Below are 21810 nucleotides of genomic sequence, written 5' to 3'. Positions count from 1 at the left end.
CCCATCCGCCCCGGGGCGACGTGTCGGACAGGGCCGGTCAGCGCTGCGGCGTGGGGAAGGCCACCGGGCTGCGGTGACCGGCCCGGTTCACCGCGCGGACGCCGAAGAAGACATTGTCCTTGGACAGGTCCACGGTATGACTCGTCGCGTCACCCGCCCTGATCACATGGGTCCACTCCGGCTCGGTCGTCTCGCGCCACACCACCTCGTAACCGGCCAGATCGGGTTCGGTCCCCGGCTCCCACACCAACTCGGTGGCGTTGGTCAGTGTGCTGGTGACGATCTTCACCCCGCGCGGAGCCCCCGGGGCCTGGGCCAGGGTCCACAGCACCGCCCCGTTGACGCGCGCCACGCGGGCGATGTAGCCGAAGTCGCAGAACTCGGGCAGGTCACCGTACTGCCGGCCGTCCTCCACCCGGACGTCCTGGTGCTGGTGTGCGAAGTCCTCGGCCGGCTCGGTGAACCGGGCGGCGCTGTAGCCGCGTTCGAGGAAGGGGATGTGGTCACCACCGCGCAGATAGCGGTCGCGGCGGTAGACCACCCGCACGTCCATTCCCGTGGCGCCGTTGCTCGCGACGTCCCGGACGAAGCGCGCGAGCTGGCGGGTCGCCGAGTCATTCTCGCCACCGACCGAGCGGCGGGTGGCGGCTTCCTGCGGGGTCTCGGAGGTGGGCACGCCCTCGGCGAAGAGCCGTACGGTGTACGGGTCGCGGGTGCCGTCGTCGGCCCGGGAACTGCCGACGATGTCATTGGTGAACATGGCCCGGACATCGGCGCCCGCCGCCTTGAACCGCTCCGCCATGTGCGCGGCCCCGTACAGCCCCTGCTCCTCACCGGCCACGGCGGCGAAGACGATGGTCGCGGCGGGCCGGCGCCTCGCCATCACACGGGCCAGCTCCATCGCCACCGCGACACCGGAGGCGTCGTCATCGGCGCCCGGCGCGTCGCTCACCGCGTCCATGACATCGGTGGCACGCGAGTCGTAGTGGCCGGAGACGACATGGATACGGCCGGGGTCGACCGAACCGCGCAGTGTCGCGACGACGTTGGTGATACGGGTCGCCACCGGGATCCGTGAGGCGGGCTCCTGCACATACGACTGGAGTTCGACGGTCATCCGGCCGCCGGACGCCTCGGCGTACCGCTTCAGCTCGGCGTGGATCCAGTCCCGGGCGGCACCGATCCCGCGCTCGGGGTCGCCCTGGGAGGACAGTGTGTGCCGCGTCCCGAACGCGGCGAGCCGGCGTACGGTCGCCTCGATCCGGTCACGGTCGATCTCCTTGAGCAGTTCCCTCAACTCGCGGTCGGGGGACTGGGCGGTGACGGGACGGTCTCCGGCCCCCCGCCCGGTGGAAGCGGCCGAGGCGGCCGCCGACGCCGGTGGTGACGCCAGCGCCGGAACCCCCACCGCGGCGGTCGCGACGGCGGCGGACAGGGCGGTCCTTCGAGGTATCCCGGTCGAGTGCTGCGACATGGCGAGTTCCTTCCACGGCTGCGTCGGTGATCCTGCGCCCCATGGTCATGGACAGGCCAACCGCGGTACAAGGCCGGCCGGCCACCCTCACGCGGCACGGCAGGGCAGTTGGCCGTCCGGGCGCTTTCGTTCACCGGCAGACGCGGTTGCCCGCGTGTGCCCTCAGCGCTCAAGATGACCCCTCGTGACCAGAAAGCTCGGCACCAGAAGGCCCGGCACCGGAAAGCTCGGCACCAGAAGGCTCGGCGCGATCCTTCCGGACCTCTCCCCCTTCCGTTCCTCCCGGGACTTCCGGCTGCTGTGGGCGCAGGGGCTGGTAACGAACTTCGGCAGCTTCATGGCGATGATCGCCCTGCCGCTCCAGATCAAGGACCTCACCGATTCACCGCTCGCCGTCGGCGCCATGGGCGCGGTGGAGCTGGTGCCGCTCGTCGTCTTCGGCCTGTACGGCGGGGCCCTCGCCGACGCCGTCGACCGGCGCAAGGTCATCCTCCTTACGGAGGCGGGACTTGGGCTGCTCGCCGTCGTCCTGCTGGTCAACTCCGCCCTGCCCGAGCCACTGTTGTGGCCGCTGTACGTGGTGGCGGCCGGGGTGTCCGCGCTGGCCGGTCTCCAACGCCCGGCGCTGGACTCGCTGATGGCCCGGATCGTCCCGCACGACCAGCTCACGGCGGCCGCCGCGCTCAACGCCGTGCGCTGGCAGCTCGGGGCGATCGCGGGGCCGTCACTGGCCGGTCTGGTCGTCGCGTACGCGGGCCACGCCACCGCCTACGGCATCACCGTCCTGGGCTTCTCCGCCTCCGTGCTGATGTGCCTGCGGCTGGCGTCGGCGCCCGCCGCGCACGACGCGGAGAAACCGTCGCTGCGCGCCATTGCCGAGGGCGCGCGATACGCGTGGAGCCGACCAGTGCTGCTGGGGACGTACGCGATCGATCTGGCCGCGATGTTCTTCGCCTTCCCGAACACGATTTTCCCCTTCCTCGCGGACGATCTGGACGCGGAGTGGTCGCTGGGACTGATGTACGCGGCGGGATCGGTCGGCTCGGTGGTGCTCAGTCTGACCAGCGGCTGGACCTCGCGGGTACGCCGGCACGGGCTCTTCGTGGTGTTCGGCGCGGCCGGGTGGGGGCTGGCGATCACGGCGGCCGGGTGGTTCTCCGACATCCGGGTGGTGCTGGTGTGCCTGGCGATCGCGGGCGCGGGCGACATGCTCAGCGGCCTGGGCCGCTCGACCATCTGGAACCAGACCGTCCCGGAGGAACTGCGCGGCCGTCTCGCGGGCATCGAGGTGCTCTCGTACAGCGTCGGCCCCCAGCTCGGCCAGGTCCGCGCGGGCGCGATGGCGGGCTGGACGGGGACGCGGCCGGCGATCTGGGGCGGCGGGGTCGCCTGTGTGGCCTCGGTGGGGCTGCTGGCGGCGGTACTGCCGAAGCTGATGACCTACGACGCGGCCACGGACGAGGACGCGCTGCGCCGCCGTGCACAGAAGGAACAGCGGGAGCAGCGGGAGCAGAACGATTCTTCGGGCGAGGCGGCGGCGGAAACGGCGACGACGTAAGGCGGCGTAAGAGGGCGTAAAGAAGAGTGCGTAAGACGCACGACGGCCGGAGGGGCGTTCCGGCGCGGTGGACCGTACGGTCCGATCGGGGCCGTACGGTCCGGTTCGGGCCGGGTCCCGCCCCGGTGCCGCTCTTGCCGGGCGGTCCGGGCCGGCCGACCGGACCGGACCGGACCGCCCGAGCCCTACGGACCGTACGGCGGGACCCGTGCCGTCAGGCGGACGCTCCCTTGCCTCCGCCGCCGCTCCCGTCCGTGTCCCCGCCCTTCGACCCGTCGTGCCAGCGCGGGTCCGTCTCCCACTCCAGGTTGCGCTCCCTCGCCGTCTGCATCGCGTGTTCCGCCTCCTGGCGGTTCGGGTACGGCCCGAAGCGGTCCTTGGCCGGGCACTCGGGGCCCTCCTCGACCTTCTGATCGCGCAGGCAGTAGTACCACTCGCCGGGCTTACCGACCGTGCGCTTCTTGAACAGGGCCATCACGGCTCCTCCCTCTCGTCAGCGCCTCTCACCCATGCTGCCCCAGTCCCCCTGGTTAGACTCGCTGGCATGTCTGGCCAGTCGCTGCTCGTACCAGGGGAGCTCTCTCCCGTCCGTTCCGTACCCGGAAAGATCCGGCGCCCCGAATATGTCGGGAAGCCCGCGCCCACGCCGTACACCGGGCCGGAAGTCCAGTCCGCCGAGACGATCGAGCTGATGCGGATCGCAGGGGGGATCGCCGCCCGCGCGATGGAGGAGGCCGCCAAGCACATCGCGCCGGGTGTGACCACGGACGAGCTGGACCGGGTCGCGCACGAGTACATGTGTGATCACGGCGCCTATCCGTCGACGCTCGGTTACCGCGGCTTCCCCAAGTCGCTGTGCACGTCCGTGAACGAGGTGATCTGCCACGGAATCCCGGACTCCACGGTCCTGCGTGACGGGGACATCGTGAACCTGGACGTCACGGCGTACATCAACGGCGTGCACGGCGACAACAACGCGACCTACTTCTGCGGGAACGTGGACGAGGAGTCGAAGCTCCTGGTGGAGCGGACCCGCGAGTCGCTGAACCGTGCCATCAAGGCCGTACGTCCCGGCCGCCAGATCAATGTGATCGGGCGGGTCATCGAGTCGTACGCGAAGCGTTTCGACTACGGCGTCGTCAGGGACTTCACCGGGCACGGGATCAACTCGTCCTTCCACTCCGGGCTGATCGTCCCGCACTACGACAGCCCGCACGCCACCACCGTCATCCAGCAGGGCATGACGTTCACCATCGAGCCGATGCTCACGCTCGGAACGTACGAGCACGACATGTGGGACGACGGCTGGACCGTGGTGACGAAGGACCGCAAGCGCACCGCGCAGTTCGAGCACACGCTGGTGGTCACGGAGACGGGCGCGGAGATCCTCACGCTGCCCTGAGAACACACTCGTACCCACCCGGAGATCATTCGAGGTTGCACCGGGGCGGGAACGGGGTAGCGTTTTTACCGACACGACGTCGGGAACCGTTGACTTAGGTAAGCCTAAGTAAGAGTATCGGTCCTGGCGGCAGTTCGTGCTGCCGGTGCCGGCAATCGCCTGCTCCCGTCCCCTCGGTCTCCGGAGGCCCGCCTTGGACGCAACCGCCACCGCCCGCCCCACACCGTTCTCCACGCTCCTCCGTGTCGCCACGCACGAACAGCACACCCAGGGGCAGACCTCGACGTTCATGAGCGATCTGCTGGGCGGCCGGCACGGGGTGGACGCGTACGCGCGCTACACCGAGCAGCTGTGGTTCGTGTACCGCGCGCTGGAAGGCGCCGGGGAGACACTCAGGACCGACCCGGTCGCCGGGCCCTTCATCCAGCCGGAGCTGGCGCGCACCCCCGAGCTGGAGCGCGATCTGGTCCATCTGTGCGGGCCCGACTGGCGTACGGGACTTGAGCCGCTGCCCGCGACCACCACGTACGTGGCGCGGATCGAGGAGTGCGCGCGTACCTGGCCCGGCGGCTATGTGGCGCACCACTACACGCGCTATCTCGGGGATCTCTCCGGCGGTCAGATCGTCCGCGACATGGCGGAGAAGACCTGGGGCTTCCCCCGCAAGGGGGACGGCGTCCGCTTCTACGTCTTCGAGGCGATTCCCAACCCGGCCGCGTTCAAGCGGGGTTACCGCGAGCTGCTGGACCAGGTGGCGGCGGACGACCTGGAGAAGCAGCGGATCGTCGACGAGTGCAAGCGCGCGTTCGACGACAATGTCGCGGTGCTCCGGGAGCTGGCGGCGCGGTTCCCGCTGAGCGCGTAGCGCCTCCGGCGGCCGGTGCGTCGTAGCGCGTCTCCACGGCCCACGGCTCAGCGGTCCGTGAGCAGCCGCACCCGTCCGCCGATCTCGATCCATCCGTCGGGCCCGGGGGCCGTGATGATCTGCGACCCCCGGCCCTGCCTGATGTTCAGCGCGCGGCCCAGCCGCGCCGTGAGCAACAGGGCCGCCGCGCCGGTCGCCTCGTCCTCGGCGATGCCGTCGTCACGCCGGGGGAAGGCCCGCGCCCTGACCCGCCCGGCCGCCTCGTCCTGCCAGGCCCAGGCGTAGAGCCAGCCCTCCCCCGGCGGCGGCGCGGGCAGTGCGTCGACCTCGGCGACGGAGCTGTACTGCTGGAGTGTGCGCGGCGGGACCCACTCGGCGCGGGCGGTGATCCAGGTGAACTCGCCGTCCTGGCGGGCCCAGACCTCCCCTGCGGGCGGATTGACGGCCTCCACATCCAGCAGCCAGGCCGCGCCGACGAGCGGGTGTCCGGCGAACGGCAGCCGCACCCCCGGGGTGTAGATGTCGACCACGCCGCGTTCGGGGTCGTCGACGAACACCGTCTCGCTGTAGCCGAGTCGCGCGGCGATGGCCTGCCGGGCCGCCCGGTCGGGGTGGTGACTCCCTTCGCGGACGACACCGAGCGTGTTGCCGTTTCGGCCGTCGGCCCCGCAGAAGACGCTGAGTACGTCGATGTCGGTCACCCCGGCATTCAAACATCACGCCTTCCGGCTCCGACGCGGCAGGGCCGCACCGCCGTTCGGTTCCGGCGGTGCGGCCCTGCCGCGGAGCGGGGCGTACGGGTCAGGACTCGCCCAGGGACGGGGTGCGGCGCCTGGCCGCGAGGAAGACCACCGCCCCCGTGGCGCCGACGGCTGCCGCCGCGCCCAGGAGCGCGCCCGTCGGAAGATCGGATCCGGTGGAGGCCAGGGAACCGGTGCCACCGGTCGTACCGCCCACCGTGCCACCGCCGACCGTGCCACCGCCCGTCGTGCCGGAGCCGCCGCTGGTAGCGCCCGTACCGGAGCCGCCGCCAGTGCCGCCCGTACCGCCGGGGAGGTTCGCGCCCTCGTCGAGGGAGACCGCGAGGGTCAGCTTGTCGAGTGCGGTGCCCGCTTCGTACATGCCGCCGAACGCCTTCGTGCCGTCGGCGGTGAGCGTCGCCGGCACGGCGCTCAGGGTGAGGACGCCGTCCTTCGCTGCCAGCTTGCCGGCCGGGACATTCAGGCCGGCGACGACCAGGCCCTTGTACGTGGAGACCTTCTGCGTCTCACGGTCCTTGCTGCTGACATCGGCGACGAGCGTGCCCTTGCCGTCCTTCACCTTGACCTGGAGGCCGCTCAGGCTGAGGTCGAGGACGTACTCACCGGACTCCTGGTGGCCGAGGAAGCGGACCGCGCCGCCGAAGGACACGGAGAGGGTCTGCGCGTCCGCGTCGAAGGTGCCCGTGCCCTTGGGGAAGCGGTAGGCGGCGCCCGACTGCTGGGCGCCGGAGGTGAGTTCGACCTTGCCCTTGGCGATCGGGCCCGTCACGTAGGAGCGGAAGGACTCCTTGACGCCCCAGTCGAGGTTGCCGGAGACGATCGCGGCGTTCTCGGCCGCCGGGGACGCCACGGGGGCCGAAGCGGTCGGGCCCGGGGCGGAGTTGGTGGTGGGGGTGTCGGTGGTGGGGGTGTTGCCGGGCTGAACAGGGTGGGACTCGGACGGCGTGGGCGTCGGGGTGGGAGTCGGGGTCGGTGTGGGAGTCGGGGTGGGAGATGGCGTCTGGGTGCCGGTGGCGTACCTGACGGCGAGCGTCGCCTTGTCCAGCTCCGTACCCTCCGCGTACATGCCGTTGAAGGCCTTGGCACCGTCGGCGGTCAGTTTGGCCGGGATGTCCTTGAAGACCATCGAGCCGGCGCCCGTCTCCGGCCGGATGTCCGTCAGGTCGATCGCGGCGAGCGCGATGTCGTCCTGGGTCGTGCCGTTCAGCGTGACGTCCGCCTCGATGGCGCCGCCCGTACCCTCCGTGACCAGTTTGACGTCGGTGACCTCGACGTCGAAACCGTGCGCCGGAGAGGAGAAGCGGACGCTGCCGTCGAAGTCCGTCGCCACGTTGTGCGTGCTCGGGTCGTACGTACCCGAGCCGTTGGAGAACGTGAACGGACCGTTGCCGGTGGCCTGGGTGGCGCCATGGGTGGCCGTGATGGTCCCCCCGGCGATGCCCGTCACATATCTGCGGAACGACTCCTTCAGCCCCCAGTCCAGAGTGCCGTCCCGCAGGTCCACCTGCGGGACGGCGGCCGGGGCCGCCTCCGGAGCCGATGCGGGCGGCACGGCGGGGACGCCGGACGCGAGTGCCGGGAGGGCGAAGGCGGTTGCTCCGAGGGCCGCCGCCGTCGCGACGGCGGCGGCGAGGGCTATGGGACGGCGAGTGGCAGCCATGGTCGGTGTACTCCTCGATCGTGTGGCGTGGCATGGCGTGATGTGCTGTGGCAGGGCGTGGCGTGCTGGGGCAGGGCGTGGTGCGGCGCGCTGTGGCGGGCGTGCTGTGACAGGGCGTGATGCGGCGCGCACATGAGCGTGCGTGCGGGAGGCGGCGGAGCGATCAGCCGTCGTCAGCCGCCGTCCGGGCCGGAGTTGGCGCGACGGTGCCTGAGCGACAGATGGACCGCGAGCCCCGCCACGACGAGCACACCCGCGCCGATCGCCGCATACGTCCCCGCGCCGATGGACGGTGAGGACGAGGAGGAAGGCGACGCGGAGTCGGGGATACCGGTGGTGGCCGTCGCCCGCGCGGACGCCGTGGCGTCACTGCCCAGGTCGGGCAGCGCGGGCAGCCGCGCCTCCTTGTCGACGGCGACGGCGAGCGAGACGGGATCCATCTCCGTGCCGGCGGAGTAGAGGGAGCCGAAGGCCTTCGCACCCCGCGATGTCAGCTTCGCGGGCGTCTCCTTGAGCGAGGCAAGGCCGTTCTTCGGTGTGAAGTCCCCGGCCTCGAAAGAGACAAGGGGGACGGCTTCGCGGGGCGGGCTGCCCTCGGCCGCGTCGGTGACATCGGCGGACAGGGTGCCCTTGCCGTCCTTGACCCGTACGGCGATCCTGCTCAGCGTCAGATCGAGTCCGGTGCCGGTGAAGCGGACACGGCCCGCGAAGTCGGCGTCGAGCGTCCCCTTCTTCGCGTCGTACGTTCCCTTGCCCTTCGGGAAGCGGAAGAACGCGCCTCCGTCCTGGGCTCCCTCGCTCAGCGTCCACCTGCCCTTGGCCACAGGACCGGTGACGTATTCCCGGTAGGTGCGGCGCACGCCCCAGTCGACGGCCGCGTCCTCGAAGGAGCCCGCGGCTTCGCCCTTCTTCTTCCCCTTCTTGCTGGTGGGCGCCGCGGTGGGCCTGCCCGCCGCCGTGACATCCACGGACAGGCTGACCGGGTCGAGCTCCGTACCCTCCGTGTAGTAGCCGGCGAAGGCCTCTGCGCCCTGTGACGTGAGTGTCGCGGGGACATCGGTGAGGACTACGGGACTGCTGCCGCCGGTCATGTCGATGTCGGAGAGATCGAGCGAGGCGAGCGGGACCTGGGACGCCCGGGTGACTTTGCCGGTCCCCTTCGCTTTGCTGGTCATGTCGGCGTGGAGGGTGCCGCCGCCCTCGGCGGAGATCCGTACGGTGGGGCGGCTGACCGTGAGGTCGAGTTCGTACGATCCGTCGGCCTTCCGGTGTCCGACGAAGCGCACTCCGCCGGAGAAGCCGGCCCGGAAGGCGCCGCTGTCCGGGTCGTACGAGCCGGTGGCCGAGTGGAACCGGAAGTGGCTGTCCACAGTGGCCGCGCCCCCTTCGAGGGACCAACTGCCCTGCGCTATCGGCCCGGTGACATAGCTCAGGAACGAGGATTTGATCCCCCAGTCGAGCCTGCCGCCTCGCACCGTGCGGTCCGCCGCCTGCGCTCCGGCGGCCGGCAGCAGGGCCGCCGACAGTGCCAGCAGGAGCGCGACAGCGAACGTGCGCACGGGGCCGAAGGACAGCATCGAAGTCACTCCCAGGTCTGAACGAGCCGGTGAACAAGCCGATGAACGTGCCGGTGAACGTGCCGGAACAACAGCCCCGGACGGCAAACCTGACGCGGAATCGCCTCAGGCCTGGCAAGCGAGGTAAGGCTAACCTAAGCTATCTCCAGCCTGTGCCGGAAGCCCTCCCGCCACAGAAGCCTCGACCGAATGAACAGGACGGTGCACTCGGTGCGCAGATCACGCCTCACGGGTGCGCTCCTCTCTGTGCTTGCCCTCACACTCGCCACCACCGGCTGCGGTGGCAACGGAACCGGCAGCGGAAACGGCGGTACGGACGCGGCCGACCCGGAGCGTCACCCGGCCGCGTCCCCCGCCGACCGCGTGGAGCCCCTGGCCACCGTGCCCGAACCGCACCTGCCCACCACCGTGAACTCGGCGGACGGCGGAAAGGTCACCGTCACCTCGGCCGACCGGGTCGTGCCACTGACCGGATCCCTGAACGAGATCGTCTTCACCCTCGGCCTCGGAAAGCGGGTCGTGGCCCGGGACATCACCGCCACCTTCGAACAGGCCGCGAAACTCCCCGTGGTGACCCGGGCGCACGATGTCTCGGCGGAGGGAGTCCTCTCGCTCAGGCCGACCCTTGTCCTCGCCGACACCACCACGGGCCCGGCCGAGGCCATCGAGCAGATCCGGGACGCGGGTATCCCGCTGGTCGTCGTCGAACCCGCCAAGAGCCTGGACGACGTGGGGGCGCGGATCGACGCGGTGGCCGGCGCGCTGGGCGTCGAGACGGCGGGCGCCGAGCTGAAGCAGCGTACGGAGCAGCGGATCAGCCGCGTCCAGCAGGACATTCCGGCGCACGCGAGCGGCGGCCCGAAACCGCGCGTGGCCTTCCTCTACCTGCGCGGGTCGGCCTCGGTCTATCTGCTCGGCGGGGCCGGATCCGGGGCGAGTTCGCTGCTGGAGGCGGCCGGAGCGGTCGACGCGGGCAAGGCGTCGGGGCTGCGGAAGGACTTCACCGCGATCACCAGCGAGGCGCTGGCGAAAGCCGCGCCCGACGCGATCCTGGTGATGACCAAGGGACTTGACTCCGTGGGCGGGCCGGACGGCCTGGTGAAGATCCCGGGCGTCGCCGAGACACCGGCCGGGTTGGACCGCAGGGTCGTCTCGGTCGATGACGGGGTGCTGCTGAACTACGGTCCGCGCACGGACGAGGTGCTGGAGTCGATCGTCAAGCAGCTGTACGCGGACGGAAAGTGACGTGACGTCAGCTTCCGACACCAACACCAGGACCAGCACGAGCGGGAGCAGGGGCACCGGCACCGGCACCGGCACCCCGGCCGGAACCGGGAAGCGGCGGCGGCCCGCCGGCGGCTCCACCGCACTCACTGCCGCGCTGCTCGCGGCGCTGCTCCTGCTCTGCCTGCTCTCCGCCGGGATCGGTGCGTACGACATCCCTCTCGGGGACGTACTCGCCTCGGTCCAGCACCGGGCGGGGCTCGGCGGCGCCGCGCTCGACCGCGTCGGCGAGAGCGTCCTGTGGAACGTCCGGCTGCCCCGCGTCGTGCTCGCCCTGCTCGTCGGCGCCTCGCTCGGCTGCGCGGGCGCGCTGATGCAGGGCGTGTTCGGCAATCCGCTCGCCGAGCCCGGCGTCATCGGGATCTCGTCGGGCGCCGCGGTCGGCGCGGTGGCCTCGATCGCGCTGGGGCTGAGCTTCTTCGGCAACTGGACGGTGACGGTCTGCGCGTTCGTCGCCGGGCTCGCGACCGTCCTGCTGGTGTACGCGCTGTCCCGCTCGGGCGGCCGTACGGAAGTGGTCACGCTCATCCTCACCGGCATCGCGGTGAACGCGTTCGCGGGAGCGCTGATCGGGCTGTTCATCTTCTTCGCGGACAACGCGCAGGTCACGCAGATCACCTTCTGGCAGCTCGGTTCGCTGGCGCAGGCGACCTGGCCGAAGGTCCTCGCCGTACTGCCGTGCGCGCTGGCCGGTCTGGCCGTCGCGCCGTTCTCCGCGCGGAAGCTGGATCTCCTCGCGCTCGGCGAGCGGCCCGCACGCCATCTGGGGGTGGATGTCGAGCGGCTCCGTGTCGTGCTGGTGCTGGTGGTCGCGCTGCTCACGGCGGCGGCGGTCGCGGTGGCCGGGATCATCACGTTCGTGGGGCTGCTGGTGCCGCATCTGCTGCGGATGGCGAACGGCCCCGGCCACCGCTTCCTGGTCCCGGGCAGCGCCCTCGGCGGCGCGCTGGTCCTGGTCGCGGGCGACCTGGCGGCCCGTACGGTCGCGGTTCCGGCGGAACTGCCCCTGGGCGTACTGACCGCGCTGTTCGGCAGCCCGTTCTTCTTCTGGCTGTTGCGCAGGACGCGGCGCAAGCAGGGAGGCTGGGCATGAGCCGAGTACGTCATGGAACCGGGCATGAGGCAGGGCGGGGTGTGAGGCGGAGCGTGAGGCAACGCGTCCATCTCAAGGGCCTGTTCGCCGTACGCCGGCGTGCGCTCCCCTCTCTCAGCGTCCCCGGCGACGCCGTCGCCGAAGTCCGCGGCCTCCAGGTCCGCCTCGGTCAACGCACCGTACTGTCCGGGATCGATCTCACCGCGCGCGCCGGTGAGGTGCTCGCGCTCGTCGGGCCCAACGGGGCCGGGAAGTCGACCCTCCTCGCCGCGTTCGCCGCCGATCTCCGTCCGGAGCGTGGCGAGGTACGGATCGACGGGCGCCCCGCGTACGCCTGGTCCGCACCCGAACTCGCCCTGCGCCGTTCCGTGCTCCCCCAGGCGGCCACGCTCTCCTTTCCCTTCCCGGTCGCGGACGTCGTACGGATGGGCCGGGCGCCCTGGGCCGGGACCGAGCTGGAGTACGAGGACGAGGCGGCCGTCGCCGAGGCGATGGCGGCCACCGAGGTCACCGAGTTCGCCGCGCGCCCCTTCTCCGGGCTCTCCGGCGGCGAACGCGCCCGGGTCGCCCTGGCCCGGGTCCTCGCCCAGCGCGCCCCGCTGCTGCTCCTCGATGAGCCGACCGCCGCACTCGACCTGCGCCATCAGGAACTGGTCCTGCGGATCTGCCGGGAGCGCGCGGCGGCGGGCGACGCCGTCGTGGTCGTCCTGCACGATCTGGGGCTCGCCGCCGCCCACGCGGACCGGACCGCCGTCCTGCACGACGGGACGATCGCGGCCGAGGGGCCGCCGTCCGAGGTGTTCCACGACGAACTGCTGAGCCGGGTCTACCGCCAGCCCGTCGAGGTGTTCCCACACCCCCGGACCGGAACCCCACTGGTGCTCCCGGTCCGGTGACCGGAACCGGAACGGGACCGGAACGGGACCGGGAACGAGACCGGAACGCGAACGAGACCGGAGGCGGCGCCTGAAGCAGGGCCGGGGCATTCCCCGGAACACCCTTCTTGACCGGCATTTGACCCTGCCGTGGCACGGCCAAAAGGCCGCCGTGATCTGCCCGTATCCAGCGGCGGAAGTGAGAGCCGAATCACTGGACGAACGGTCGCAACCAAGGTAAGCCTTAGTTAAGTTAAGCCCGCTTCGCTTCCCCTTTTACTCAGGAATCCACCCGTTCGTTCGTGCCGTGTTCTTCCGCTTCTTCCATCGTGGAGCCCCGTATGCGACCTGCCCGCCTCGCCACCGCCACCGCCACGCTGGCCGCCCTGACCGCCGTCGCGGGCTGCGCCGAGAAAAGCGACGCCAAGGCCGGCGACGGCACCGTCCAGGTCACGGCGAAGGACGACTCCTGCGAGGTGTCCACGAAGGAATTCCCGGCGGGCCATGTGGAATTGGCCGTCGAGAACCAGGGCAGCAAGGTCACCGAGGTGTACGTCCTCTTCCCGGACGACCGGATCGTCACCGAGCGCGAGAACATCGGCCCCGGCACCAAGGCCAAGGTCACCGCCGAGGTGAAGGCCGGTTCGTACGAGATCGCCTGCAAGCCCGGCATGAAGGGCGACGGCATCCGCCAGAAGGTCACCGTCACCGGCGGTAAGGCGGCCGCCAAGCGGAGTCCGGAGATGGACGCCGCGGTCGCCGCGTACCGCAAGTACGTCCAGGCGCAGGCCGACGAGACGCTGCCGAAGGTCAGGACCTTCACCGACGCCGTGCGCGCCGGTGACATCGAGGCGGCGAAGAAGGCGTACGCGCCCTCCCGTATCGGCTGGGAGCGCACCGAGCCGGTCGCCGAGTCCTTCGGCGACATCGACCCGAAGGTCGATGTGCGCGCCGACAGCCTGGAGCCGGGCCAGAAGTGGACCGGCTGGCACCGGCTGGAGAAGGAACTCTGGCAGGACAAGAAGCTCGGCCCGGACGCCACCGCGCTCGCCGACTCCCTCGACAAGGACCTCCTCGACTGGCAGAAGCGCGTCGGCAAGGCCGAGATCACCCCGACCTCGATGGCCAACGGCGCGAAGGAACTGCTGGACGAGGTCGCCTCCGGCAAGGTCACGGGCGAGGAGGAGCGCTACAGCCACACCGACCTGGTCGACTTCAAGGCCAACGTCGAGGGCGCGCGGCAGTCGTACGAACTGCTCAAGCCGGTCGCCGCGAAGAACGACGCAACGCTGGTCGGCGAGTTGGACAAGCAGTTCGCCGCGCTGGACAAGCTGCTCGACAAGTACCGCGACGCGCCCGGCTCGTACGCCTTCACCTCGTACGACAAGGTCGGCGAGAAGCAGCGCAAGGAACTCTCGGACGGCGTGAACGCGCTGGCGGAGCCGCTGTCCAAGCTCGCCGCCGCTGTCGTCAAGTAGCCAGGTAAGGGTCGCGATCCATGTCCGAGTCCATGTCCGAGTCCGAGTCCGAGTCCGAGTCCGAGTCCGACGAGAAGACCGGCGGGGAAACCGGCGGGGAAGGAGCCTCCCCCTCCCGCCGTTCGCTGCTCGGCTGGAGCGGTGCCGGGCTCGCACTCGGCGCCGCCGCGACCGGTGGCACCATGGCCGCCCTGCGAGACAGGGACGGGAACGGGGACAGGGACGGGGACGGCAACGCCGTCGCGTCAGCCGCCGATTCCGGCGCGGCGGTCCCGTTCCATGGCCCGCACCAGGCCGGTATCGCCACCGCCGTACAGGACCGGCTGCACTTCGCCGCGTTCGACGTGACGACCCAGGACCGGGCGGAACTCGTCCAGTTGCTCAAGGACTGGACCCGGGCCGCCGAGCGGATGACGGCGGGCCACGCGGTCGGTGAGGGCGCGTACGGCGGTCTCGCCGAGGCACCGCCGGACGACACGGGTGAGGCGCTCGGCCTCAAGCCGTCCCGGCTCACCCTGACCGTCGGCTTCGGCCCCTCGCTCTTCGCCGGGGGCCGGTTCGGCGGAGGCATGGAGCAACACCGCCCGGCGGCGCTCGTGGATCTGCCGAGGTTCCCCGGCGACAACCTCGATCCGGCGCGCGGCGGCGGCGATCTGTGTGTCCAGGCGTGCGCCGACGATCCACAGGTCGCGGTGCACGCGATCCGCAATCTGGCCAGGATCGGCTTCGGGAAGGTCGCGGTGCGCTGGTCGCAGCTCGGCTTCGGCAAGACGTCGTCGACCACGCCCGGCGCCCAGACCCCGCGCAATCTCTTCGGTTTCAAGGACGGCACCAGCAATATCGCCGGCACCGACTCCGCCGCTCTCGACACGCACGTATGGGTGTCGCGGAAGGACGGCCCGGCCTGGCTGGCGGGCGGCTCGTACCTCGTCGCCCGCCGGATCTCGATGCGGATCGAGAGCTGGGACCGTACGTCCCTCCAGGAGCAGGAGGACGTCTTCGGCCGGGACAAGGGCGAGGGCGCGGCGGTCGGCAAGGCGCACGAGCACGACAAACCCAGCCTCAGGGCGATGCTGCCGACATCGCACGTACGCCTGGCGCATCCGGACTCCCACCACGGGGTCCGGATGCTGCGCCGCGGCTACTCCTTCACGGACGGTACGGACGGCCTCGGCCGTCTCGACGCGGGGCTGTTCTTCCTGGCGTACCAGCGTGACGTACGGGACGCGTTCATCCCCGTACAGCGGTCTCTGGCGCGCTCCGACGCGCTCAACGAATACATCCAGCACGTGGGTTCAGCGGTCTTCGCGATCCCGCCGGGCGTCCGGGACAAGGACGACTGGTGGGGGCGGGCGCTGTTCTCCTGAACAACGGAAGGAACCCGAGACGTGTTCGGCAATTATCTGATCGGTCTGCGCGAGGGTCTTGAGGCCAGTCTCGTCGTCTGCATCCTGATCGCGTACCTGGTGAAGACCGGCCGGCGGGACGCGCTGCGCCCCGTCTGGATCGGCATCGGGGTCGCGGTCGCCCTCGCGCTCGGTTTCGGTTTCGGGCTCGAATTCGGTTCGCAGGAGCTGACGTTCGAGACGCAGGAGGCACTCGGCGGCTCGCTGTCGATCGTCGCGGTGGGGCTGGTGACCTGGATGGTCTTCTGGATGCGGCGTACGGCGCGGCATCTGCGGGCGGAGCTGCACGGCCGGCTGGACGCGGCGCTCCGGATGGGTACGGGCGCACTGGTCGCGACGGCCTTCCTCGCCGTGGGCCGGGAGGGCCTGGAGACGGCGCTGTTCGTCTGGGCGTCGGTGCGTGCCTCGCAGGACGGTACGCACGCGCCGCTGATCGGTGTGCTGCTCGGCATCGCGAGCGCGGTGGTGCTGGGCGGGCTCTTCTACCGGGGCGCGGTCAGGATCGACTTGTCGAGGTTCTTCACCTGGACCGGCGGGATGCTGGTGATCGCCGCGGCCGGGGTGCTCGCGTACGGTGTCCACGATCTTCAGGAGGCACGCTTCCTGGGTGGTCTGGCGGACAAGGCGTTCGACATCAGCGCGACGATTCCGCCGGACAGCTGGTACGGCACGCTCCTCAAGGGCGTCCTCAACTTCCAGCCGGACCCGACCGTGCTCCAGGTGACGGTCTGGTGCCTGTATCTGGTCCCGACTCTCGCTCTGTTCCTTGCCCCGGTAGGGTTCGGACGGTCAGTGGCGGTCAAGAAGCAGAAGGCGACCGATGAGCAGGCTGAGAAGGCCGATTCGGGCAGCGGCGGGGCTGGCGACGGTAACGGTGCTGTGCCTGACGGCGAGCGGGTGCGTGACGGTGCACGGGGAGCTGGCGGTCCTGCCGTCGGCGGAACGGAGTGAGGCCCGGCGGGCGCTCGCGGACTTCACCGACGCTTACAACGCGGCGGACAAGGCGTACGATCCGACGCTCGACGCGGACCGGGTGACCGGTGCGCTCGGTGCGATCAACCAGGCCGGTCTCAAGGCGCGCAGCATCACCACGCCGGACGGCAACTCCGCGCATCAGCCGCTGGAGCTGACCGACGCGAAGTTCACCATCCCGAAGAAGGCCGGCTGGCCGCGCTTCTTCGTCGCGGACACCAAGAGCAACCGGACCCAGGCGAACGGGCCGCAGTTCCGGTGGGTGCTGGCCTTTGTGCGCGGCGGTCCGGACAAGCAGTGGGAGTGCGCGTACCTGACGATCCTCGCCCCGGACAAGGTCCCGGAGTTCAAGACCGACAAGGACGGCTGGGGCGAGTCGGTGGAGCCGGACAGCAAGACGCTGGCGGTCGCTCCGAAGAATCTGAGCCCGGAGTACACCGCGTACCTGAAGGACGGCACGCCGGAGCACTTCGCGTCCGGGCCGCACACGGACCAGTGGCGGGACAGCCGCAAGAAGAAGGAACGGGTGCCCGGCATAACCACGCAGTACGCCGACCAGCCGCTGTCCGAGGGCGACTTCGCACCGCTGGGGCTGCGCACGGCGGACGGGGGCGCGATGACGTTCTTCGCGACGCGGTTCTTCGAGCGGCAGACGGGCGCGAAGGGCGTGCGGCCCGAGGTGAGTTCGGATGTGAAGGCCCTGATGGAGGGCGACGTGAAGAGCTCGCTCACCAAGGACTGGATCTCCAGCCAGACGGCGCTGGTGCCGAAGAGCGGCGCGGACTCGTCAGGGGTGGACGTGATCGGGCGGCTTCAGGGAGTTACCGGCGCGACGGGTTCGTAGAGGGACGACGCAGCCACGTGGCCACGACGTGGCTGCGTACGCAGGTCGTGGCTGCGTACGCCGGTCGTCTCCGTATACGCAGATCGTCTCCGTACGCAGGTCACAGTGCCGATGGCCCGGCAGCCGGACCATCGGCTGCCACCGGGCCCCGTGACCCGGGTCCCGGCGTCAGCGGCCCAGCGGCCAGGCCACCGCGTGCGGGTCCAGCTCGCCGTTCTCCCCCGCGTAACGAGCACACTCGTCCGTCAGCGTCTCCAACAGCGTCAGCGGGTCGGGCAGTTCGTGCTCGGGACCGCGCAGCCAGCGCACCGCGAGGTCGCCGGGCAGCTGGGCCGGTGGCACGAGGACGTAGCTGCCCCGGCAGTGCCACCGCAGGCCCGGGTGCTCGTCCATCGTCTCGGGGTGGCAGTCCAGTTCACAGGGCCACCACTCGTCCTCGTCCTCGGGGGTGCCCCGGGTCGCGGTGAAGAACAGCATCCGGTCGCCGCCGGAGTCGGCCACGGGGCCGACGTCGATCCCCTGATCCAGCAGGCGTTCCAGCGCATGGGCGCCCGCTTCGAGCGGGACGTCCAGCACGTCGTGGATCATGCCGGTCGCGGTGATGAAATTGGCCTGGGGCTGATTGCGGGCCCAGCGCTCGATCTGCGCGCGATCGGTCGTGGACTGGGTCTGCCAGGCGAACGAGACGGGATGCCTGGCCGGGGTCGGACAGCCGATCCGCTCACAGGAACATCGGTAACCGACCGGATGGGCCGCGGGCGAGATGGGCATACCTGCTTGGGCGACGGCGAGGAGCAGCGCCTCTCGGCCGGCCGCGCCTCCGTCGAGCGCGGAGCTACCGGCACTCTTCTTCGGGCGCCTGCGCAGCCACTGGGGAAACCTGCTCTCAGTGCCGCGGTAGCGGCCGAAATCGTCGCCCATCTATCCCCTCACACTCCACGCTTGCCCCTGCGGACTCTCCCATGGTCGCACCATCCTGCTCCTCACGTGGCCGCGCTCCCCAACCGGGGTACGAGGAGCCACGCGCCACCACCGGGCTCAATGGGTGGGTATGTACCGATATCAAGCACCAATTCGGGCTCCTGAGCGCGGTGGCGTTCGACACATCCGCCCCACATGCCCCCACGCGCCCCCACGCGCCCCCCACCGGACGGGGGAGGCGGGAGCGGCGGGACCGGGCGTGGCACGCAGTGCCGCGGAACCGGACCGCACAGCCGCACACGCGAGGACGGAGTCCGCGCGAACGAGGCGGGACGTAACGCCTCGCGTGTTCCGGATCGCCTCGCACGTTCCGGATGAAACGCCATGAACCACCCGAACGGTTCACAGCGTACGAGCGGGACAGAGCGGACCATGGGTAACGGCACGCACACGTCGTGTGCACCGCAGCTCGTGAGGAGCCCCTCTTGCCTCGTGAAGCCTCGCCCCGCAGCTATCTCATGTGTCCGCCGCGCCACTTCAAGGTCACGTACTCGATCAACCCCTGGATGGACCCGGCGAAGCCGGTGGACCTCCGGCTGGCCCTCACCCAGTGGGAAGACCTCCACGACCGGTACCGCGCGCTCGGCCACACCGTCTCCCTGCTGGACCCGCACCCCGACCTGCCCGACATGGTCTTCGCCGCGAACGGCGCCACCGTCATCGACGGACGGGTACTCGGCGCCCGCTTCGCCCATCCGGAACGTACGGGCGAAGCCGAAGCACACCTCGCGTGGTTCCGTACCCACGGCTACCGCGACATCCGCGAACCCATCCACGTCAACGAGGGCGAGGGCGACTTCGCCGTCACCGCCTCCTACCTGCTGGCCGGGCGCGGCTTCCGCTCCAGCCCGCTCTCGCACGACGAGGCACAGGAGTTCTTCGGCCGTCCGGTGATCGGCCTGGACCTGATCGACCCGCGCTACTACCACCTGGACACGGCCCTGTGCGTCCTGGACGACACGGCCGACGAGATCATGTACTACCCCGGCGCCTTCTCCCCCGGCAGCCGGTCCGTTCTCGCCCGCCTCTTCCCCGACGCGCTCGTCGCCACCGAGCCGGACGCGGCGGCACTGGGGCTGAACGCGGTGAGCGACGGCCTGCACGTCCTGCTGCCGCAAGCCGCGTCGGGGCTCTACGAGCCGTTGCGCGAGCGGGGATTCGAGCCGCTCGGCATGGATCTCGGCGAACTGCTCAAGGGAGGCGGCAGCGTCAAGTGCTGTACACAAGAGCTACGCCCCTGATTCACCTGCGCGGTCCACGATGGCCCGATCGGTAACGGGGATCACGGAAACGGCTCGAACTCTCAGTGGCAGAACAGGCACAAGGCGTGGCGTTGATTCCGGGAGCACGGAAACGTCGCCGCACATGGATTCCGCGCTCCGCGCCTGCCGGCACCGAGGCCCCCGCGAGCACGAGTACGGGCACGACCACGGGTACGGATACAGGTACGGGTACAGGTACGGGTACGAAGTCCCGTACGAGCACGAGCACCCGTACTCCACCTCCGCCTCCGCCTCCCCCCGCACCGCGTACCGACATCCAGGGACTCCGTGCCCTGGCCGTCACCCTGGTCGTTCTCTCCCACGCCGGGGTGAACCACGTCAGCGGCGGTTATGTCGGTGTCGATGTCTTCTTCGTGATCTCGGGCTTTCTCATCACCTCGTCGCTGGCGCGTGAACTCTCCGCCACCGGCGGTATATCGATCCGGAAGTTCTACGCCCGCCGGGCGTTGCGCCTGCTTCCCGCGTCGACGCTCGTCGTGGTCGCCACGCTCGTCGGTGCGTGGCTGTTCCTGCCGACGGTCCGCCTCGCCGAGTACGCGGGAGACGCGCTCAGCAGCGCTCTGTACGCGGTGAACTTCCGGCTGGCGCTGTCCGGCACGGACTATCTCGCGCAGGGAAGCCCGCCGTCGCCGTTCCAGCACTTCTGGTCGTTGGCCGTGGAGGAGCAGTTCTATCTGCTGTGGCCACTGCTGTTGCTTCTCACCTGGAAGGTCGCACGGCGCCGGTGGCTGCCGGCCGCGGTGCTCGCGGTGCTCTGCCTGACGTCGTTCGGGCTGAGCGTGTACGTGACGGAGGGTTCGGCGCCCTGGGCGTACTTCGGCTCGCACACCCGCGCCTGGGAACTGGGCGTCGGAGCGCTTCTGGCGATGTCCGCCACCTGGCTGGAGCGGCTGCCCGCGGCGCTTTCGGCGCCGATGACCTGGATCGGTCTGGGCTGTGTCGTACTGGCGGCGGTCCGCTTCGACGAGGGCACACCGTTTCCGGGATACGCCGCGCTCCTGCCGGTCCTCGGGGCCGCGCTCGTACTGGCCGGCGGCTGCTCGCCCGCCCCGTTCGACGCCCGGCTGCTGCTCGCGCTCCGGCCCGCGATCTGGCTCGGCGGACTGTCGTACAGCTGGTACCTGTGGCACTGGCCGCTCCTTGTCATCGGGCCGAAGGCACTGGTCAGGCCCTTGGACCTGCCGCTCGCCTTCGCGCTCTGCGCGCTCGCCCTGTGCCTGGCGTGGGGGACTCTGCGCCTGGTGGAGAATCCGGTGCGGTTCCACACTGCGTTCCGTGGCCGGCCGGGCCGGGGGCTGAGCCTCGGTCTCGGCCTGTCGGCGGCGGCCGCGGCGGCGTCCCTGATCGCGGCGGCCTTCCCGCCGCCGATCGACTCCGGTACGGCCGCGCCCGCCCTCAAGGAGGGGCTCGCGACGGCGCCGCGAGCCGAGCCGCGCCTGGCGGAGTTGCTGGAGACGTCCGGTGCGCGTCTGCCGAACAATCTCAGTCCGGCGCTGGGCCGGATCAAGAGTACGAAGTCCGCGATCTACCGGGACAGTTGTCATCAGGATTACGGGAGCACCCGCACGCCCCTGTGCGTCTACGGAGACCGCTCCTCGGCGAAGACCGTCGTCCTCTTCGGCGACTCCCACGCCGCTCAGTGGTTCCCGGCGCTGGAACCGCTCGCCCGGAAGCACGGCTGGAAACTGGTCTCGCTGACCAAGGCATCCTGCAAGGTGCCCGCGGTGACGACCGTCGACAATCACCGGCCGTACACGGTCTGCGACGTGTGGCGGCGCAAGGCACTCGACAGGATCGCGGAACTCCGCCCGTCGATGGTGATCGTCTCGTCCTCGGACGCGGGTCGCCCGGCACGGACGATGAGCGACCCGCTTCAGGGGTGGACCGCCGGGTATCGCGACACGTTCCGGGCGCTGACGCGCACCGGTGCCCGGGTGACCGCCATCCTCGACACCCCCTGGCCGAAGACCGACCCGGTCGACTGCGCGTCCACGTACCCGCTGGCGCTGGGGCGCTGTACGAATCACCTGCCCCAGGCAATCCGGAGCCAGACCCGGGGAGCCGCCGCCAAGGCCGCGGCGAGGTCGACCGGGGTGTCGGTCATCGATCCCGAGCCCTGGCTCTGCGCCCGTACGGGTACGTGTCCGGTGGTCGTGGGCGACACGCTCGTCTACCGCGACGACAGCCATATGGCCGAGGGTTACGCGGAGGCGATCGCTCCCGTCCTCGACGACCGCCTGTTGACGGCGGAGAGCCCGTAGCGGAGAGGTCGTGACGGAAGCCGTGACGGAAGCCGG

The 21810-nt window shown here is 70.6% G+C and carries 18 protein-coding genes; 12 read left to right on the top strand and 6 right to left on the bottom strand.

What is annotated here, in order from left to right:
- Positions 1-37: 37 nt before the first annotated feature.
- Positions 38-1474, bottom strand: a complete 1437-nt coding sequence (locus ACIOJD_RS10200) for a M28 family metallopeptidase (RefSeq protein WP_401910577.1) — start codon at positions 1472-1474, stop codon at positions 38-40.
- A 250-nt stretch (positions 1475-1724) separates the two neighbouring features.
- On the opposite strand from ACIOJD_RS10200, the gene ACIOJD_RS10195 reads away from it, so the two are divergent.
- Positions 1725-3032, top strand: coding sequence for an MFS transporter (locus ACIOJD_RS10195; protein ID WP_401911699.1), 1308 nt, complete (start codon positions 1725-1727; stop codon positions 3030-3032).
- Between the two features lie 214 nt (positions 3033-3246).
- Here the strand turns inward: ACIOJD_RS10195 and ACIOJD_RS10190 are convergent, their stop codons facing one another.
- Positions 3247-3507, bottom strand: a complete 261-nt coding sequence (locus tag ACIOJD_RS10190) for a hypothetical protein (protein WP_401910575.1) — start codon at positions 3505-3507, stop codon at positions 3247-3249.
- 69 nt (positions 3508-3576) lie between these two features.
- On the opposite strand from ACIOJD_RS10190, the gene map reads away from it, so the two are divergent.
- Both map and ACIOJD_RS10180 read left to right on the top strand, forming a co-directional pair.
- Positions 3577-4434 carry a type I methionyl aminopeptidase gene (map, locus tag ACIOJD_RS10185; RefSeq protein WP_401910573.1) on the top strand — a complete coding sequence of 286 codons (858 nt, stop codon included), beginning with the start codon at positions 3577-3579 and terminating at the stop codon, positions 4432-4434.
- Between the two features lie 193 nt (positions 4435-4627).
- Positions 4628-5299 carry a heme oxygenase (biliverdin-producing) gene (locus ACIOJD_RS10180; protein WP_401910571.1) on the top strand — a complete coding sequence of 224 codons (672 nt, stop codon included), beginning with the start codon at positions 4628-4630 and terminating at the stop codon, positions 5297-5299.
- 47 nt (positions 5300-5346) lie between these two features.
- Here ACIOJD_RS10180 and ACIOJD_RS10175 read toward each other — a convergent pair whose 3' ends face one another.
- The 3 genes from ACIOJD_RS10175 to ACIOJD_RS10165 form a co-directional block, all read right to left on the bottom strand.
- Positions 5347-6000, bottom strand: a complete 654-nt coding sequence (locus ACIOJD_RS10175) for a PhzF family phenazine biosynthesis protein (RefSeq protein WP_401910569.1) — start codon at positions 5998-6000, stop codon at positions 5347-5349.
- Between the two features lie 100 nt (positions 6001-6100).
- Positions 6101-7720, bottom strand: coding sequence for an HtaA domain-containing protein (locus ACIOJD_RS10170; RefSeq protein WP_401910566.1), 1620 nt, complete (start codon positions 7718-7720; stop codon positions 6101-6103).
- Between the two features lie 173 nt (positions 7721-7893).
- On the bottom strand, positions 7894-9297 hold the full coding sequence (locus tag ACIOJD_RS10165; protein WP_401911697.1) for an HtaA domain-containing protein: 1404 nt from the start codon (positions 9295-9297) through the stop codon (positions 7894-7896).
- A 189-nt stretch (positions 9298-9486) separates the two neighbouring features.
- Between ACIOJD_RS10165 and ACIOJD_RS10160 the strand changes: the two genes are divergently transcribed.
- From ACIOJD_RS10160 to ACIOJD_RS10130, 7 genes are all read left to right on the top strand, one after another.
- On the top strand, positions 9487-10542 hold the full coding sequence (locus ACIOJD_RS10160) for a hemin ABC transporter substrate-binding protein (RefSeq protein WP_401910564.1): 1056 nt from the start codon (positions 9487-9489) through the stop codon (positions 10540-10542).
- Between the two features lies 1 nt (position 10543).
- Complete coding sequence (locus ACIOJD_RS10155; RefSeq protein WP_401910561.1) at positions 10544-11674, top strand: FecCD family ABC transporter permease; 1131 nt, start codon at positions 10544-10546, stop codon at positions 11672-11674.
- 53 nt (positions 11675-11727) lie between these two features.
- Positions 11728-12570, top strand: coding sequence for a heme ABC transporter ATP-binding protein (locus ACIOJD_RS10150; RefSeq protein WP_401910558.1), 843 nt, complete (start codon positions 11728-11730; stop codon positions 12568-12570).
- Positions 12571-12890: 320 nt separating this feature from the next.
- Positions 12891-14027: an iron uptake system protein EfeO gene (efeO, locus tag ACIOJD_RS10145; protein WP_401910556.1), complete on the top strand. Its 1137-nt coding sequence runs from the start codon at positions 12891-12893 to the stop codon at positions 14025-14027.
- A 20-nt stretch (positions 14028-14047) separates the two neighbouring features.
- Positions 14048-15394 carry an iron uptake transporter deferrochelatase/peroxidase subunit gene (gene efeB, locus ACIOJD_RS10140; RefSeq protein ID WP_401910553.1) on the top strand — a complete coding sequence of 449 codons (1347 nt, stop codon included), beginning with the start codon at positions 14048-14050 and terminating at the stop codon, positions 15392-15394.
- Between the two features lie 21 nt (positions 15395-15415).
- A complete protein-coding gene (gene efeU / locus ACIOJD_RS10135) occupies positions 15416-16384 on the top strand; it encodes an iron uptake transporter permease EfeU (RefSeq protein WP_401910551.1) in 969 nt (322 codons plus the stop codon).
- Entirely contained in the window at positions 16335-17249 is a 915-nt protein-coding gene (locus ACIOJD_RS10130) for a hypothetical protein (RefSeq protein WP_401910550.1), read from the top strand. The genes efeU and ACIOJD_RS10130 overlap by 50 nt, the downstream gene beginning before the upstream one ends.
- A 168-nt stretch (positions 17250-17417) precedes the next feature.
- Here ACIOJD_RS10130 and ACIOJD_RS10125 read toward each other — a convergent pair whose 3' ends face one another.
- The gene (locus ACIOJD_RS10125; protein WP_401910547.1) at positions 17418-18170 is read right to left on the bottom strand and encodes a bifunctional DNA primase/polymerase; all 753 of its coding nucleotides are present in this window, start codon (positions 18168-18170) and stop codon (positions 17418-17420) included.
- Between the two features lie 485 nt (positions 18171-18655).
- Between ACIOJD_RS10125 and ddaH the strand changes: the two genes are divergently transcribed.
- Together ddaH and ACIOJD_RS10115 are read left to right on the top strand one after the other, a co-directional pair.
- Positions 18656-19471 (top strand): dimethylargininase, encoded by an 816-nt coding sequence (gene ddaH, locus ACIOJD_RS10120; protein WP_401910545.1) that lies wholly within the window; start codon positions 18656-18658, stop codon positions 19469-19471.
- Between the two features lie 92 nt (positions 19472-19563).
- Positions 19564-21774, top strand: coding sequence for an acyltransferase family protein (locus ACIOJD_RS10115; RefSeq protein WP_401911694.1), 2211 nt, complete (start codon positions 19564-19566; stop codon positions 21772-21774).
- Positions 21775-21810: the final 36 nt, after the last annotated feature.

The organism is Streptomyces sp. NPDC088116, from assembly GCF_044741745.1.
Taxonomy (GTDB): domain Bacteria; phylum Actinomycetota; class Actinomycetes; order Streptomycetales; family Streptomycetaceae; genus Streptomyces.
Note: the sequence above shows the minus strand (reverse complement) of the source record. Positions and strands in the feature narration are given on the sequence as shown.